The sequence below is a fragment of the Arthrobacter bussei genome, from assembly GCF_009377195.2.
Taxonomy (GTDB): Bacteria; Actinomycetota; Actinomycetes; order Actinomycetales; family Micrococcaceae; genus Arthrobacter_D; species Arthrobacter_D bussei.
In genome coordinates, this window is record NZ_VJXX01000001.1 from 1106613 (window position 1) to 1123131 (window position 16519).

13 protein-coding genes are annotated in these 16519 nt (G+C 70.6%); 8 read left to right on the plus strand and 5 right to left on the minus strand.

Annotation, left to right across the window (positions count from 1 at the left end):
- The first annotated feature begins 9 nt into the window (after positions 1–9).
- The 5 genes from FNH21_RS05215 to purM are packed head-to-tail and all read left to right on the plus strand — an operon-like array spanning position 10 to position 5131.
- Positions 10–375, plus strand: a complete 366-nt coding sequence (locus FNH21_RS05215) for a sterol carrier family protein (RefSeq protein WP_152812789.1) — start codon at positions 10–12, stop codon at positions 373–375.
- Positions 372–1916: a DUF2079 domain-containing protein gene (locus FNH21_RS05220; RefSeq protein WP_152812791.1), complete on the plus strand. Its 1545-nt coding sequence runs from the start codon at positions 372–374 to the stop codon at positions 1914–1916. Before FNH21_RS05215 ends, FNH21_RS05220 begins: the two co-directional genes overlap by 4 nt.
- A gap of 19 nt (positions 1917–1935) precedes the next feature.
- Positions 1936–2409: a hypothetical protein gene (locus FNH21_RS05225; protein ID WP_191931636.1), complete on the plus strand. Its 474-nt coding sequence runs from the start codon at positions 1936–1938 to the stop codon at positions 2407–2409.
- 59 nt (positions 2410–2468) lie between these two features.
- Positions 2469–4028 (plus strand): amidophosphoribosyltransferase, encoded by a 1560-nt coding sequence (gene purF, locus FNH21_RS05230; protein ID WP_152812793.1) that lies wholly within the window; start codon positions 2469–2471, stop codon positions 4026–4028.
- Positions 4025–5131, plus strand: coding sequence for a phosphoribosylformylglycinamidine cyclo-ligase (gene purM, locus FNH21_RS05235; protein ID WP_152812795.1), 1107 nt, complete (start codon positions 4025–4027; stop codon positions 5129–5131). Before purF ends, purM begins: the two co-directional genes overlap by 4 nt.
- 341 nt (positions 5132–5472) lie before the next feature.
- Here purM and FNH21_RS05240 read toward each other — a convergent pair whose 3' ends face one another.
- Complete coding sequence (locus FNH21_RS05240) at positions 5473–8520, minus strand: endo-1,4-beta-xylanase (protein WP_191931637.1); 3048 nt, start codon at positions 8518–8520, stop codon at positions 5473–5475.
- 159 nt (positions 8521–8679) lie between these two features.
- Positions 8680–9852 carry an endo-1,4-beta-xylanase gene (locus FNH21_RS05245; protein ID WP_152812797.1) on the minus strand — a complete coding sequence of 391 codons (1173 nt, stop codon included), beginning with the start codon at positions 9850–9852 and terminating at the stop codon, positions 8680–8682.
- Positions 9853–10055: 203 nt separating this feature from the next.
- Here FNH21_RS05245 and FNH21_RS05250 point away from each other — a divergent pair, with 203 nt between their 5' ends.
- The 3 genes from FNH21_RS05250 to FNH21_RS05260 all read left to right on the plus strand — a co-directional run bounded on the left by FNH21_RS05250 (position 10056) and on the right by FNH21_RS05260 (position 13814).
- Complete coding sequence (locus tag FNH21_RS05250) at positions 10056–11057, plus strand: LacI family DNA-binding transcriptional regulator (RefSeq protein ID WP_338403159.1); 1002 nt, start codon at positions 10056–10058, stop codon at positions 11055–11057.
- A gap of 84 nt (positions 11058–11141) precedes the next feature.
- A complete protein-coding gene (gene xylA / locus FNH21_RS05255; protein WP_152812798.1) occupies positions 11142–12332 on the plus strand; it encodes a xylose isomerase in 1191 nt (396 codons plus the stop codon).
- Between the two features lie 3 nt (positions 12333–12335).
- Positions 12336–13814 (plus strand): xylulokinase, encoded by a 1479-nt coding sequence (locus tag FNH21_RS05260; protein WP_152812799.1) that lies wholly within the window; start codon positions 12336–12338, stop codon positions 13812–13814.
- A gap of 67 nt (positions 13815–13881) precedes the next feature.
- On the opposite strand, the gene FNH21_RS05265 is transcribed toward FNH21_RS05260, so the two are convergent.
- The 3 genes from FNH21_RS05265 to ppk2 form a co-directional block, all read right to left on the minus strand.
- Entirely contained in the window at positions 13882–14502 is a 621-nt protein-coding gene (locus FNH21_RS05265) for a hypothetical protein (protein WP_152812801.1), read from the minus strand.
- A 312-nt stretch (positions 14503–14814) separates the two neighbouring features.
- Positions 14815–15507, minus strand: a complete 693-nt coding sequence (locus tag FNH21_RS05270) for a histidine phosphatase family protein (RefSeq protein ID WP_191931639.1) — start codon at positions 15505–15507, stop codon at positions 14815–14817.
- Between the two features lie 5 nt (positions 15508–15512).
- Positions 15513–16511, minus strand: a complete 999-nt coding sequence (ppk2, locus tag FNH21_RS05275; RefSeq protein ID WP_152812803.1) for a polyphosphate kinase 2 — start codon at positions 16509–16511, stop codon at positions 15513–15515.
- Positions 16512–16519: the final 8 nt, after the last annotated feature.

Genomic DNA, 16519 nt, shown 5'->3' on the forward strand with positions numbered 1-16519 from the left:
TCCCGGACCATGGCACGACGACGCATCACGAGCGAGGACGGACGGGACGCCCTCGCCTCCGTTGCGGCGGGGGCGGGCGGCAGGCCGGAGCTCGCCATGGCGGTGCGCTTCACGCTCGAGGAGCTCGCCGAGCTGGCTCCCGGCAACAGCGTCGAGGTCCGCGTGCCGCCGTTCGGCGTGACTCAGTGCGTCGCCGGCCCCCGCCACACTCGGGGGACCCCGCCCAACGTCGTCGAGACCGACGCCACCACCTGGCTCGCCCTCGTGGGCGGGACGGTCACCTGGCCCGAGGCCGTCGCCGCCGGGAAGGTCGCGGCGTCGGGGCAGCGCGCAGACCTGAGCGCGTGGCTGCCGCTCTTCGGGCGCCGGGCATGAGCATTTCGGCGCAGGGCGGGGGCACGGGCCCCGACACGCAGGACCGGCGCCCGACGGCGTCCACCGCGGGACGCGCCACGCCGACCGGCGCGATCGCCGGACGGAACGCCTCGGCGGCGGGCGGCCCCCTGGACCGACTCCGCGGCGTCCGGACCGCCGTCGTCGCCGCCGTGCGCCGCCAGCCCCCCGGAGCCTGGCTCATCGGCCTGGCCGCCGCCGTCGTCTACAGCGTCTTCTCCGTCACCCAGTGGAACCTGCTCGACTCGCCGTCATGGGACCTCGGGATCTTCACGCAGCTCGCGAAGGCGTACGCGGGCCTCGACGCACCGATCGTGCCGATCAAGGGCGAGGGGTTCAACCTCCTCGGGGACCATTTCCACCCCCTCCTCGTGCTCCTCGCTCCCGCCTACGCCCTGGCGCCGTCGGGCCTCACCCTGCTGATTGTGCAGAACCTCCTGTTCGGGCTCTCCGTCGCCGTGGTCACCCGGGCCGGCATGCGCCTCGTCTCCCCTCTCGCAGGCATGGCCGTGGGCGTCGCGTATGCCCTGTCCTGGGGCCTGCAGTCGGCCGTCGCCGCCCAGTTCCACGAGATCGCCGTCGCCGTGCCGCTCCTCGCCCTCGGCCTCGAGGCGCTGCTGCGGCGACGCGTGCTGCCGGCCGTCCTCTGGGGCGGTGCCCTGGTCTTCGTCAAGGAGGATCTGGGCCTGACGGTGATCGCACTGGGGCTCGTCGTCGCGTGGCGCCTGCGGACGGCGGCAGGGCTCTGGCTCTCGGTCTGGGGTGCGCTGTGGCTGATCATCTCGGTCCGCCTGATCCTGCCCGCACTGAACGCGACGGGCCAGTACGACTACTCGGACCGGATCGACGTCGGCGGGATGATCGCCGATCCCGCCGGCGCCGTCGTCGACCTCGTGTCCGGCGCGCCCAAGCACGAGACGCTCCTGCTGCTCCTCCTCGCGGGTGGCTTCGTGGTCCTGCGGTCCTCGCTGAGCCTGGTCCTGCTCCCCACCCTGCTGTGGAGGTTCGCCTCGGGCCAGGAGGGCTACTGGGGGCCGGAGTGGCACTACAGCGCCGTCCTCATGCCGGTCCTGTTCCTGGCACTCGTCGACGCCGTGCACACGCTGCGCAGGAGCAGGCGCGGATGGGTCCGGGCGATCGCACTCATCGGTGTCCCCGGTGCCGTCGCGGCCTCCCTGGTCCTGCTGCCCACGCAGAAGTTCGCCGTGCTCGCCGAGCCGGCCACCTATCGGCAGTCGGAGCGGTGGGATCCGGCGCACCGCATGATGAACCTCATCCCCCGCGGCGCGACGGTCGAGTCCGGCGTGGTCCTCATGGCCTACCTCGTCCCGGACACCCGGGTGTACTGGCTCGGCAACACCAATCCGGCACCGGACTACCTGATCGTCGACGCGGAGGACTGGAGCTGGGGTCCTGTACGGCCGGCCGATGCCGAGGCCCACGCGGAGCAGCACTATCCCGGCGCCGACTACACGACGGTCTTCGACGAGGCCGGCTACCAGCTCGTCGAGCGGCAGCGCTGACGCCCGCTAGCCTTGACGCATGACCTCCGACCCCTCGCCGCACGGCACCCCAGAGCAGCCCGAGACCCGCGGTGCCGTGCCGACGGACGGGCAGCCGACCCCGGCCGACCGCGAGGCGACGCCGGTCGTGCAGCCCGATGGAGCGTCCGGTGCCACGGCCTCGCCCGGATCCGCGGACTCGCCCGGATCCGCGCACTCGCCCGCAGCCCCCGGTTCCCCCGACTACCGTGAGGTCACCGTCCGCAGGGCGCCGAAGTTCGTGCCCTTCATGGCGGTCGGGGCGATCCTCGGATTCCTGGCGGCCCTCGTGGTCGCCTACACGGGACCGGTCGACCCCACGCTGACGCGCGAATCGATCCTCGGCTTCTTCACCATCGCGTTCGCCCTGCCGGGGGTGCTCCTGGCGGCACTCCTGGTGCTGGTCGTCGATCGCCGCAGCGTCAAGCGGGCGGAACGGGCACGCGCCCAGCGCACCTACGACGACGGCGCCTGAGGCCGTACGCCCCCTTCCCACCGCGCGGGTGCCATTGCGTGCCGTGAGAGAATGAGCCCATGGTGCGCGGCGACGGACAACTCTCCCACGATCTTCTCCCCGGCGAAAAAGGACCCCAGGATGCCTGCGGCGTCTTCGGCGTCTGGGCGCCCGGTGAGGAGGTCGCCAAACTCACCTACTACGGTCTGTACGCGCTGCAGCACCGGGGCCAGGAATCCGCGGGCATCGCGACCAGCGACGGCCGCCGGATCAACGTCTACAAGGACATGGGACTGGTGTCCCAGGTCTTCGACGAGTCCACCCTGAACACCCTGACCGGGCACATCGCCGTCGGGCACTGCCGGTACTCCACCACCGGATCCTCCCACTGGGCCAATGCCCAGCCCACGCTGGGCGCCACCGCCGCCGGCACCGTGGCCCTCGCCCACAACGGCAACCTGACCAATTCCGCGGAGCTCTACCAGATGGTGCTGGACCGTCATGGCAAGCCCCGCGCGGGCGAGCTGGCGCAGGGCAACACCACCGACACGGCGCTGGTGACCGCGCTGCTCGGCGGGAATGACGACCGTTCCCTCGAGGAGACCGCCATGGAGCTCCTGCCGAGCATCCGCGGTGCATTCTGCTTCGTCTTCATGGACGAGGGCACGCTGTACGCGGCGCGCGACGCCTACGGCGTCCGGCCCCTCGTCCTCGGCCGGCTCGAGCGCGGCTGGGTGGTCGCCTCCGAGCAGGCGGCGCTCGCCACCGTCGGCGCCAGCTACATCCGCGAGATCGAGCCCGGCGAGTTCATCGCCATCGACGAGGACGGCGTGCGCAGCAGCCGCTTCGCCACCCCGACGGCCGCGGGGTGCGTCTTCGAATACGTCTACCTCGCGCGGCCCGACGCCGCGATCGCGGGCCGGTCGGTCTACGAGTCCCGCGTGGAGATGGGCCGGCAGCTGGCGCGCGAGAACTCCGCCCCGGGAGACATCGTGATCCCCGTCCCCGAGTCCGGTACCCCTGCCGCGGTCGGCTTCGCCGAGGAGTCCGGCATCCCCTTCGCCCACGGTTTCGTGAAGAACGCCTACGTGGGCCGCACCTTCATCCAGCCCAGCCAGACGCTGCGCCAGCTCGGCATCCGGCTGAAGCTCAACGCCCTCGAGTCCGTCATCCGCGGCAAGCGCATCATCGTCGTCGACGACTCGATCGTCCGCGGCAACACCCAGCGCGCCGTCGTCCGCATGCTCCGCGAGGCCGGTGCCGCGGAGGTCCACGTCAAGATCTCCTCGCCGCCCGTGCGCTGGCCGTGCTTCTACGGCATCGACTTCGCCTCGCGCGCGGAACTGATCGCCAACGGCGCGGCGATCGACGAGATCAGCGCCTCGATCGGTGCCGACAGCCTCGCGTACATCTCCGAGGACGGCATGATCGACGCCACGCAGCAGCCCCGGGAGCGCCTCTGCACCGCCTGCTTCACGGGCGTCTACCCCATCGAACTGCCCGACGGCGACCGCCTCGGCAAGAACCTCCTGGAGCGCCTGGACCCCGCGGACAAGTCCGGTGCCACCGGCTGCGATCCGGGGCCCGACGCCGAGTTCGAAGCCGTCCTGACCGCCGAAGACAAGAAGGAACGGGTATGAGCCTCCCCATCACGTACGCCAGTGCCGGAGTGGACGTCGAGGCGGGTGACCGCGCCGTCGAGCTCATGAAGGACGCGGTGCGGGCCACGCACGGCGAGCAGGTCATCGGCGGGGTGGGCGGCTTCGCCGGGCTCTTCGACGTGTCCCGGCTCCTCACCTACACGCGGCCGCTGCTCGCGACGTCGACGGACGGCGTGGGCACCAAGGTCGCGATCGCGCAGGCCATGGACATCCACGACACCATCGGGTTCGACCTCGTGGGCATGGTCGTCGACGACATCGTGGTGGTGGGTGCCGAGCCGCTGTTCATGACCGACTACATCGCCTGCGGCAAGGTGGTCCCGGAGCGGATCGCCGACATCGTCCGCGGCATCGCGGCCGGCTGCTCCCTCGCCGGCACCGCGCTGGTGGGCGGCGAGACGGCCGAGCACCCCGGCCTGCTCGGTGAGCACGAGTACGACGTCGCCGGTGCGGCGACCGGCGTCGTCGAGGCCGACCGCGTCCTGGGGCCGGAGCGTGTGCGGGCGGGCGACGTCGTCATCGGCATGGCGTCCTCGGGCCTCCACTCCAACGGCTACTCCCTGGTCCGCCGGGTCATCAACCAGGCCGGCTGGGCGCTCGACCGCCAGGTCTCCGAGCTCGGCCGCACCCTCGGTGAGGAACTGCTGGAGCCCACGCGGATCTACGCTGCCGACTGCCTCGCGCTCGCCCGCAACGACGCCGCGCAGGTGCACGGGTTCAGCCACGTCACCGGTGGCGGCCTCGCCGCGAACCTCGCGCGCGTGCTGCCCCAGGGGCTCGAAGCCACGGTGGACCGCTCCACCTGGGAGCTTCCCGCCGTCTTCACGCTGGTCTCGCAGCTCGGCTCCGTACCGCTGCCCGACCTCGAGCGCACCCTCAACCTCGGCGTCGGGATGGTCGCGATCGTCGGCGCCGACGGTGCCGATGCCGCGCTGGCCCAGCTCACCGCGGCCGGCGTGCCCTCCTGGGTCATGGGCAGCGTGCAGGTCGCGGGCAACGGGAGTACCGACGGCCCCGACTACGTGCAGGGCGCCAAGGGCGTCGACGGCGGATCCGTGCGGCTGCTCGGCGCCTACGCCTGACGCACCTGCCGATCCGCGGCTCGATCCACCGCGGAACGATCCACCGCGGAACGGGGCATCCGTAGCGAGATCGGTCCGCCTCGCCATCCCGCCCACCGACCCGGCCACGGTCGCTGCGCGCAGGCTGGTCCGCTCGCCGCCCCTCCCCCTGACCGGCCCGGACCGCCTCGCCGTCCCGCCCACCGACCAGCCCCGGTCGCTGGGCAGAGACGCTTCCTCCCGCTGACCGGCCTCCGCCGGTGGGAGGAAGCCCACCCTGGCGAAGCCGGCAATGGCTCCACGACGAAGCCCCCGCCCTCTTCGAGGAGGACGGGGGCTTCGTCGTGCCGGGGCGGGCAGGCTCAGGGCTTTCCGGGTGCCTTGCGGATCACGACGACGTCGAAGGAGCTGGTCCGCGTGTTCCCCGCCTCGTCCGTCGCGGTGCACGTGACCGTCGTGGTGCCGATGCGGAAGCGGGATCCCGACGCCGGCGCGCAGTCGAGGGGTACGGCGCCGTCGAGCGTGTCGATGGCGGACGGCGGGGCGTAGGTCACCTTCGCCCCGCTGGCGCCGTTGGACACCGCCGTGACGTCCGGGGAGTCCGCGATGCGCGGGGGCAGGACGTCGGCCGGGCGGGCCGGCAGCCGTGACGGATCGACGATGCCCCAGTAGGCCGGCGTGACCTGCAGGTCGTCGTCGAACGGCAGGGGCTGCTCCCAGGGGCGTGCCATCGGCCACGTCCGCAGCCAGGTGCGCGCATTGCTGATGCCCCAGAACGTCACGGACTCCACCGAGTCGGCGTGGTCCGTGAGCATCGCGAACAGGTCCCGGTAGTAGTAGCCGACCTCCGCAGCGGCATCGGCGTCGTTCCGGAAGGCGGGACTGTACGGATCCGCCGGAACACCGCTGACGTCGGCGCCCTGGTTCTCGGTGGAAGCGTTGACGTCCAGCTCGGTGATCGCCTGCAGGAGGGTGGGATCGAGTGCCTCGACGGCCTCGATGGAATCCTCCAGCCACTGCACGGGCCGGGCGACATCGACGTGCGCCTGGTGTCCCACGCCGTCGATGGGGACGGACCGCGCCTGCAGGGCCCCGATGAGGTCGAGGTAGTCGGCGCGCTTCCCGGGCATCTCCGTGTTGTAGTCGTTGATGAACAGCTCCGCGTCGGGGAAGTACCGGTCGGCGAGGCGGAAGGCCTCGTCGACGAAGCCCTCGCCGAGGACCTGGAACCAGCGGCTGTCCCGCATGTCGTGGGGGTTGGCCGTGTCGCCGTCCGCGATGACCTCGTTCACCACGTCCCAGGCCCAGATGGGACTGTCACCGTCGGGGTAGCGCGCATCGATGTGGTCGGCGATCCCCTTGATGTGGGCCTCCATGCGCGTCTTCAGCAGCGCCTGGTCCGCCGGGCTGTTCGTGAGGTCCCGGTCACCGTCCCTGAAGAACCAGGCCGGCGTCTGGGAGTGCCAGGCGAGGACGTGCCCGTACACCTCGACGCCGTTCGCGTCCGCGAAATCGAGCAGCTGGTCCAGCTGGGTGAAGGTGAACTGCCCCTCCACCGGCTGCACGCTCTCCGGCTTCCCGGCGTTCTCGGGGGTGAAGGCGTTGTAGTGCTTGCGGAGCAGGTCTGCTGCGGTACCCACCGTCTCCCGAGCGTCGATCGCCACGCCGACGTGCTCGATCCCCTGGCTGCCGAGCACGTCCTTCAGCGCCGGGACCTCCGCCTGGATCGGCGTCTCGGCGAACGGTGCCAGGCTGAAGTCATCGAGCAGGAAGTCGACCCCGACGGGTCCCTCGACGTAGACCTGCGCCGTGTCGGCCGCAGCGCCGAGCGTGTACGTGCCCTTCAGCTCCGTCCAGCCGTCGGCCGTGACGGACGCGCCCGCGCCGGCGACGCCGTCGTAGGCACTGCCGCCGCCGTTGTCGCGCTGCACCGAGACCTTGAGGGAGGCCGGCTGCTGCCCGGGCGCGAGCCTCGCCCACACCGACACCTCGACGGCGACGCCGACGGGAAGGCCCGCCGTGACGTCGAGCGCCGCACCGTGCCAGGGCTGCGTGCGCCCGGTGACCAGCAGGCTGCCGGTCCCGGTGCGGGCGTCGGTCGAGGTGGAGACCGAGACGCCGTCGCCCCGGGCGGTCCACCCGTCGGTGCCGGTCTCGAACCCGGAGGTGATCCCCGCCGTCGCAGCTGCCGCCCCGCCCTGCGGGAGCGTGAAGGTCCAGCCCTCGGCCAATTTCTCGGCGACGACCGTCGCCACGGCGTCCACGGTGTTCGACCGGTCTCCGCCGCCGTCGTGGGCGAGCACCACCGCGCCGGGTGTGAAGGCTGCGCGGAGGTTCGCGGTCAGGGTCTCCTCGCCGAGATCGTTGCCGTCCCAGTCGAAGATGACGTTGCCGAGCCCGAGCGGCTGCATGCCGAGCGCGGCAGCCACCTCGCCGGTGGCACCCCAGCTCCCGTTCGGTGCCCTGAAGTAGGGCACCGGCTGGGCCGGATCGCCGACGGCGGCGCGGATGATGCGGAGGTTCTCCTTGAGGTCCGTCTCCACCTGGCCCTGGGTCCACGAGCCCATGTCCGCATAGGACGTCCCGTGGTTGCAGAGCGTGTGCCCCTCGGCGACGATCCGGCGCAGCAGGTCGGCGCCGCCCTCGGCCTGCACGTTCTGGCCGATGATGCAGAAGGTCGCGGTGATGCCGCTGTCCCGGAGGAGATCGAGCACGGCGTCGGTCTCCCCCGGGTTGGGGCCGTCGTCGAAGGTGAGGGCGACCGCGTTCCCGGTGCCGCGCGCAGCGGCGACGGGTGTGCTCGTGGGGTTGCCCGCACCGCCCGGGACGAACGCGGGGTCAGGGGTCGGTTGCCAGGTGCCGCCGTCGGCGGATGCCGCCGTGCCGGTGATCACGACGTCGTCCACGAGGTAGTCGTACGGCGCGCCGAGGTCCGAGGTGCCGAGGTAGGCCCGCAGCGTGGCGGGATCCGCGCCGGCGGGTGCGGTGAAGGTGCCGGAGACCGTGGTCCAGGCGTCGGCCGAGACGGTGGTGTTGCCGACCCAGCTGTAGGCGGGTTCCACGACGAAGCGGGCCGAGGCCGTCGTGCCGGGTGCGGACGCCAGCTTCAGCTGCGCGGAGAACGTGTAGGTGCCGCCCGCCTGCAGCAGGTTCGCGGGCGTCTTGATGCCGTCGTAGTCGTTGGCACGCCCGGTCACGAAAAGGGCCTTGTCGCCGCCGTCCTCGACGACGGACAGGGTAACAGCACCGTTCTGCACGAGGGGGCCGGGATCGCCGTCCTCGAAGTCCTCACTGAGGATCACGGCGGGCTCATCGGGGTCGGCGGCCTGCGCGGCCGGGAGCATCAGGGCCCCGGCTCCGGCCATCAGCCCGAAGGCCGTGGCGCCTGCGATCAGACGTCGTTGTCTCATGGTTCTCCTTCGTCGTGCGTCCGGCCCCCGCGGGAACCGGACAGCAGCCGCGGAAAGCGGCGGTGGGGGTGCGATGGTCACGCACGGGTGCTGCGGGTGGTGCGGGTGCGTGCGCAGGGCGGGCGAGGTCCCCCTCCATGCCCGCCCTGCAGTTCCGGACTAGCGGTTGCCGCGTCCGGGCGACGCCTGCTCGAGGGTGTCCTGCAATGCGTAGTAGGCGGGCTTGCGGGTGAAGTCGTCCTCCATGACGGTGGCTTCGCCCTCGCCGCTGAAGAAGACCGGGACCCACGAGTACTTGTCCGTGAAGCCCCAGATGGTGAACGAGTTGCACTCCTCGACCGAGACGCAGGCCTCGAGGGCCCGCTGGTAGTAGCTCGCCTGGGTGGCGAGCTGCGCGTCGGTGGGCTCCGTCCCTGCTGCGACGTCCATACGGACGTCGATCTCCGTGATCGCGGTCTCGAGTCCCAGGTCGTCGAAGCGCTGCAGGTTCGCCTGCAGGTCGCCCGGGAAGCCGTAGCGCGTGCTCAGGTGCCCCTGGATGGCGAACCCGTCCACCGGTACGCCCTCGGCCTGCAGGCGCGGGATCAGCTCGAGATAGGCGTTGCTCTTCGCGTTGACACTCTCCACGCCGTAGTCGTTGAAGAACAGCGCGGCCTTCGGATCGGCCTCGTGGGCCCAGCGGAACGCATCGGCGATGATCTCCGGGCCCAGCTCACGGATCCAGATGTTGTCCGTGGTGCGCAGTGTCCCGTTGTCGTTGAAGATCTCGTTAGCCACATCCCATTGCTGGATCTTGCCCGCATAGCGGCCGACCACCGTCTGGATGTGGTCCTTCAGGATGGCCCGCAGCTCCTCCTTCGTGAAGTCGCCTTCCTCGAGCCACTCCGGGTTCTGGCTGTGCCAGAAGAGGGTGTGCCCGCGGACCACCTGCTTGTTGGCCTGGGCGAACTGCACGATCGCGTCCATCTCGGCGAACCGGTAGGTGCCCTGTTCGGGGTGGACGAACTCCCACTTGAGCTGGTTCTCGGGGGAGACGGAGTTGAACTCGGCGGCAAGGCGGGCGCGGTACTCCTGGTCGAAGGTGAACGGGTCGGGGTAGGGCTGCGTCTCGTGGTGTCCGCCTCCTGCCACGGCCGTGCCGATCCTGAGGTCCTTCGGCGCGACCCAGCGCAGGGTGTCCTTCTTGTCGTCTCCTTTCCCGATCCTCTTCTCCACTCCCTTCTCGATCCCTGGGGACCGGGAGGGCTGGGACGCGGCGTGGGCGGGAACTGCGACGGGAAGAATCATGGCCGACGCGAGGACCGCGGCGGCGATGGATGAACGAACCTGCATGAGCTCTCCTTCGAGGTACCTGAGGTGCGGCTACCGATACAGTGATCGTGATTTTCCGGAAGTTTCCGGAAAAGCCGTTGCTGTAGGTTAGGAACATCGCACCAGGAACGTCAAGGGTGCTGTCGAATACGGTCCCGGGGGTGCGCTGCTGCCTCTTCGGTGTTCCCAGGGAGGACGATGTGCAGGACAATGCCCAACCCGCGGTGACCATCTCTGCCATCGCAGCCGCCGCCGGCGTCTCGGTACCGACGGTCTCCCGCGTCCTCAACGGCAGGTCCGACGTCGCCCCCGGCACCCGTGAACGCGTCGAGGCGCTGCTGCGTGAGTCCGGCTATCGACGCCGTGGCGCCGTCGTCGCCGCGCCGTCCGGGCTGGTTGACCTCGTCTTCAACGACCTGGACAGCCCATGGGCGGTCGAGATCATCCGGGGGGTGGAGGAGGCGCTCAACACCGAGGGGCTCTCGGTCGTGGTGTCCGCGATCCACCGCCGCGGCAGCGCGGACTCGACCCGCAAGTGGCTCGACACACTGGGCGCCCGGCCCAGCGACGGAGCCATCCTGGTCACGACGGACCTCGACTCCTTCCTCCATGCGGAGCTGCAACGGCTCCACCTTCCGATCGTGGTGATCGATCCCGCCGGGGTACCGGACCTGGAGGTGCCGACCATCGGCGCGACGAACTGGACCGGCGCCGTGAACGCGACGGAATACCTGATCCAGCAGAATCATCGCCGCATCGGCTTCGTGGCGGGGCGTCCCGGGATCTGGTGCAGCCGGGCACGCCTGGACGGATACCGCGCCGGCCTCGAGGCGGCCGGCATCGCCGTGGACCCGGACCTCGTCCAGGACGGCGACTTCGACTACGCCTCCGGCTTCAGGGCCGGCACCGCGCTCCTCGCCCTGCCGTATCGTCCGAGCGCCATCTTCGCGGCGAGCGACCAGATGGCGCTCGGCGTGTACGAGGCCGCGCGCCAGCAGGGACTGCGCATCCCCGACGACCTCAGCGTGGTGGGCTTCGACGACCTGCCCGAAGCCGGCTGGGCCTCCCCTCCCCTGACGACCATCCGCCAGCCCCTCTCCGACATGGGCACGCTGGCCGCCCGAACACTCGTCCGGCTGATCCGCGGCGACGCGGTGGAGAGCCCCCGCATCGAGCTGTCCACCCGGCTCGTCCAGCGCGCCAGCGTTCGGGCACACGGGACCTGACGCCTGATTGCTGCTTGACTCCCGGCGAAAAGCTAATATGTTTGTAACGACAACATATTCGTCACACACCCTCTGGAGCACTCAATGGCGATCGAGCCCACCCGCGACGACAAATTCTCCTTCGGACTCTGGACGGTGGGCTGGGAAGCCCAGGACCAGTTCGGATCCGCGACCCGCCCGCCCCTCGACGTCGTCGAGGCCGTCAACCGCCTCAGCGACCTCGGCGCGTACGGCATCACGTTCCACGACGACGACCTCTTCCCCTTCGGTTCGTCGGCCGACGAGCGCCGGAACCAGATCGACCGACTGAAGGGCGCCCTCGACTCCACGGGCCTGATCGTCCCGATGGTCACCACGAACCTCTTCAGCCACCCCGTCTTCAAGGACGGCGGCTTCACGAGCAACGACCGCGGCGTCCGCCGTTTCGCCCTGCGCAAGGTCCTCGACAACATCGATCTCGCCGCGGAGCTCGGCGCGAAGACGTTCGTGATGTGGGGTGGACGCGAGGGCAGCGAGTACGACGCCGCCAAGGACATCCGCGGCGCCCTCGAGCGCTACCGCGAGGCCGTCAACCTGCTCGGCGACTACGTCACCGACAAGGGCTACGACATCCGCTTCGCCATCGAGCCGAAGCCCAACGAGCCGCGCGGCGACATCCTGCTGCCCACGCTCGGCCACGCGATGGCCTTCATCGAGACCCTCGAGCGCCCTGAGCTCGTCGGCATCAACCCCGAGACGGGCCACGAGCAGATGGCCGGCCTCAACTTCACGCACGGGATCGCGCAGGCGCTCTACCAGGGCAAGCTGTTCCACATCGACCTCAACGGCCAGCGGAGCATCAAGTTCGACCAGGACCTGGTGTTCGGCCACGGCGACCTGCAGAACGCCTTCTCGCTCGTGGATCTGCTCGAGAACGGCGGGCCCGACGGCGGCCCGGCCTACGACGGCCCCCGCCACTTCGACTACAAGCCGAGCCGCACCGAGGACATGGACGGCGTCTGGGATTCGGCTGCCGCGAACATGCAGACCTACCTCCTGCTCAAGGAACGCGCCGCGGCCTTCCGCGCGGATCCCGAGGTGCAGGCCGCACTGTCCGCCTCGCGCGTCTCCGAGATCAACGAACCCACGCTGAACAGCGGGGAGGGCTACGAGGCCCTGCGCGCCGACCGCTCCGCCTACGAGGACTTCGACGCCGACGCCTACTTCAACGGCAAGGGCTTCGGCTTCGTGAAGCTGCAGCAGCTCTTCATCGAGCACCTCCTCGGCGCCCGCTGATCCATGGCCCTCGTCACCGGCGTCGACTCCTCGACGCAGAGCTGCAAGGTCGTCGTCGTCGACACCGCGACCGGCGCCGAGGTCCGCACCGGACGTGCCCTCCACCCGGAGGGCACGGAGGTCGACCCGGAGGCGTGGTGGCAGGCACTGCTCACCGCGCTGGAAGAGGCGGACGGCCTCGGCTCCGACGTCGACGCCCTGGCGATCGCCGGCCAGCAGCACGGCATGGTGCTGCTCGGTCGTGACGGCCGGGTGCTGCGGGACGCGCTCCTGTGGAACGACACCCGGTCCGCGGGTGCTGCCGAGGACCTGATCGGTGAACTCGGTCTGGCGGACCTGGTCGCCCGTACCGGGTCCGCTCCCGTGGCGTCCTTCACCGGGACGAAGGTGCGGTGGGTCCGCGACGCCGAACCCGACGTCGTCCCGGGCATCGCCGCCGTGGCCCTGCCGCACGACTGGCTGACCTGGCGGCTGCGTGGCTTCGGACCCGACGGCGGGTCGCCGCTCGGACCGGTGCTCGACGAGCTCGTGACCGACCGCTCGGACGCGAGCGGCACCGCCTACTGGAATCCGACCACCGGGGAGTACGACCTCGCGCTCTTCGAGCAGATGCTGGGCCGCCCGGCCCGCGAGGCGCAGGCCGGGGACGCCGGGGACCCGGACGCCGTCGTAGTTCCGCGCGTGCTGGGACCTGCCGCTGCAGCTGGGACGGTGCACGCCGCCCACCTCGCGTCGGCCGACCGGCGCATCGTCCTCGGACCCGGCGCGGGCGACAACGCCGGCGCCGCCCTGGGGCTCGGCGCGGAGGAGGGGGACGTCGTCGTGTCCCTCGGGACCAGCGGCACGGTCTTCGCCGTCGCCGCGGACGCCGTGGCGGACGCGTCCGGGACCGTGGCCGGCTTCGCCGATGCCAGCGGGCTGTTCCTGCCCCTCGTGGCGACGCTCAACGCCGCGCGGGTCCTCTCGTCCGTCGCGAACGTGCTGGGGGTCGATCACGACGGACTCGCGGAGCTTGCCCGCAGCGCCGGACCGGGGGCAGGGGGCGTCGTCCTCGTCCCCTACTTCGAGGGTGAGCGCACACCCAACCTGCCGACGGCCAAGGCGAGCTTCCACAACCTGAGCATCGCCTCGGCCACCCGGGGGAACATGGCCCGTGCCGCCATCGAGGGCATGCTCTGCGGCCTGGCGGACGCACTGGACGCCGTCCGTGCAGCCGGCGTCGTCCCCCGGCACCTCCTGCTGATCGGCGGCGCCACCCAGAACGGAGCGGTCCAGGACGTGGCCGCACAGGTCTTCGACCTGCCCGTCCGCATCCCGGCGCCCGGGGAGTACGTGGCGCGGGGCGCGGCGGTCCAGGCGGCGTGGGTCCTCGCCGGAGCACGGCCGGCCTGGCCGGTCGCCACCCTCGAGGACCGTGCGTCGGACCACCGGCCGGTGATCCGCGAGCAGTACCGGTCAGCCCTGGCGTCGCTCTCGTTCTGACAGCCCGCGTACAACGGAAAGGCACCCCCGACCGGGGGTGCCTTTCTGCTCTCGAGGCCCGCGCAGCCTACCGGTGGGTCTGGTGGTCGATGCCGACCTGGTCGACCTTGCGGTGGAAGTGCATGCCCGCCTTGCCACCGAGGATCGCCGCGACGAGCGGGATGAGGATGGCGATGGCCAGGGCGATGAGGCCGCTGGCGGTCAGCGTGTCCCGGTCGAAGCGGATGCTGGGCGCACCGTTGAGGTTCGAGAGCACGTTGAACTGGTCGCCGGCGACCGCGGCGAGGATCGCGAGGACGATCGCGACGATGATGCCCCACAGCCAGACGGCGAGGCCCTGCTTGGCGCCGTCGAACCGGGCCATCCGGCCGGCCACGTACCCGCCGCAGTAGTAGGCGATGAACAGGATCACGGCGAGGACGATCCCGCTCACGATCCCGATGGTCTGGGCGTTCTGCTGGGCCTGGTCGGCCGCCTCGTTCGCGCTGCTGGAAGTGGAGGCCCCGATGCCGACGCCGATCGCCGTCGCCAACGCGCTGAGGATGACGGTCAGGCCGATCGCCGTCAGCCATCCGAAGAACGCCGACCCGAACTTGATGCCGCCGAACTGCTCCTTCTCCGCCGCGACGACGTCGTTCCGCCGGCTCTTCGGGGTGCTCGCACCCGACGTGTTCTCTGCTGCTGACATGATGCTCGCGCTCCTTGGTGAGTAGGGATGACCAGCCCGGCCGGCTTCTGCTCCGGATCGAGATGATCAGTCTGCTTACTACCGTGACGCAGTGGTGCTGGTCCGCGCAAGCTCCTTAAGTTGCCCGCCGTGCACCTTCAAGCCGCTCGACGCTCCGGACGGACCGATCGGCGCGTCCCTGCGCGCCGATCGTCAGCCGCAGGAGGGCGTTGTCCGCAGCGCAGCCGCGATCCGACCGTCAGTGCCGCTTGCCAAGGGTCCATCGGCATGCTTGGAGTGCCGTCGCCTGCGAGGCCTCCCGCACCTCCCGCCTCAGCCGGGGTGCGGCGACTCCTCGGCGACCTGCTCCGCACTCTCGCCTGTCACGTCGGTGGCCGAGTGGTCCGCCGGCCGCGGGCCACCGAGCGGTTCGGGGTGCCATGCCTCCAGGTGCCAGCCGACGGTCGGGCACCCGTCGAGAACTGCGGCGCCCGTGTCCCGGATGTCGAGCTGCGCGGCCAGGTCGCCGTGCATCCCGGTGCGGATGGCCGTGTAGACGCGGATCGCTGCACCGTGGGTGATGACGGCGACAGTGCGCTGATCGGGGTATGACCGGGCGAGGCGACCTATCGCGGCATCGAACCGTTCGAGGAAGCCGTGCCCGTCCGCCCCGCCGGGGAGCGTCCGGTCGAGGTCGCCGTGCATCCAGCCGACCAGGCAGGCAGCGTACTCCTGGCGGGCCGCCTCGTCCGCGCGCATCTCCAGGGCACCCGCCGTGATCTCCTCGAGCCCGGGCACCACCTGTCCCGACAGGGACCGCGCAGCGCCGAGGGGCGCTGCGGTGAGCTGGGTACGCACCAGGGGCGAGGCATGGATGCCGGCGATCGGCTCATGGGCCAGGGCCGCTGGAAGAGCCGCGGCCTGTGCTTCGCCGAGGTCCGTGAGTGGCGCTCCGGGGAACGCCGTATCCAGCGCTCCGACTACATTGCTCGGGGTCTGGCCGTGCCGGATCAGGATCGGCCGCACGGGCGCTAGTCACCCACGGCGTCGCGGCCGCGCTGGACGATCAGCGGATCCGCTCCGTACACCACGTCCGGATCCTTGTCCTCGTAGTCGAACTGGTTCAGGAAGTAGCGCATGGCGTTGAGCCGCGCACGCTTCTTGTCGTTCGACCGTACCGTGATCCAGGGCGCATGATCGGTGTCCGTCCGCAGGAACATCGCCTCCTTCGCCGCGGTGTAGTCGTCCCAGCGATCGAGGGACGCGAGATCCATGGGGGACAGCTTCCACCGGCGCACGGGATCGATCTGCCGGATGGCGAAGCGGGTCCGCTGCTCGCGACGGGTGACAGAGAACCAGAACTTCGTGAGATGGATCCCGGAATCCACCAGCATCTTCTCGTAGCCGGGTACCTGCTGCATGAAGGTCTCGTACTCGTCGTCCGTGCAGAACCTCATGACCCGCTCCACATTCGCCCGGTTGTACCAGGAGCGGTCGAACATCACGATCTCCCCGGTGGTCGGCAGATGCTGGACGTAGCGCTGGAAGTACCACTGGCCCTGTTCCCGGTCCGACGGCTTGCCCAGCGCCACGGACCGTGCAGCACGCGGATTGAGGTGCTCGGAGAACCGTTTGATGGTGCCGCCCTTGCCCGCGGCATCCCTGCCCTCGAAGACGATCACGTGCCGCAGGTCGTGGTCCTGCCCCCAGTACTGGAACTTGAGTAGCTCGATCTGCAACCGGTACTTCTCCAGCTCGTAGGCCTGTCGCGTGACGCGCTCGTCGTAGGGGTAGTCCTCACGCCAGGTCTCCACGGCCGACCCGCCGGGGTCGATCAGCTCGGGATCCTGGCCCTGGCCACCGCGGACCGTGTAGCCCTCGCTCACGAGGTGGTCGATCGCCTCGCGGAGGTTCTCGCGGATCCAGCCCTGCTCGTCGGAGTCCCAGGAGCGCCTCGGCTGTGTCAGGGCGTCAGCCCTTTCGCGGAGACGGGCTTCGTCCGGCAGCGGGGTGTCGTCGTAGGAGGTCATGAAGCCAG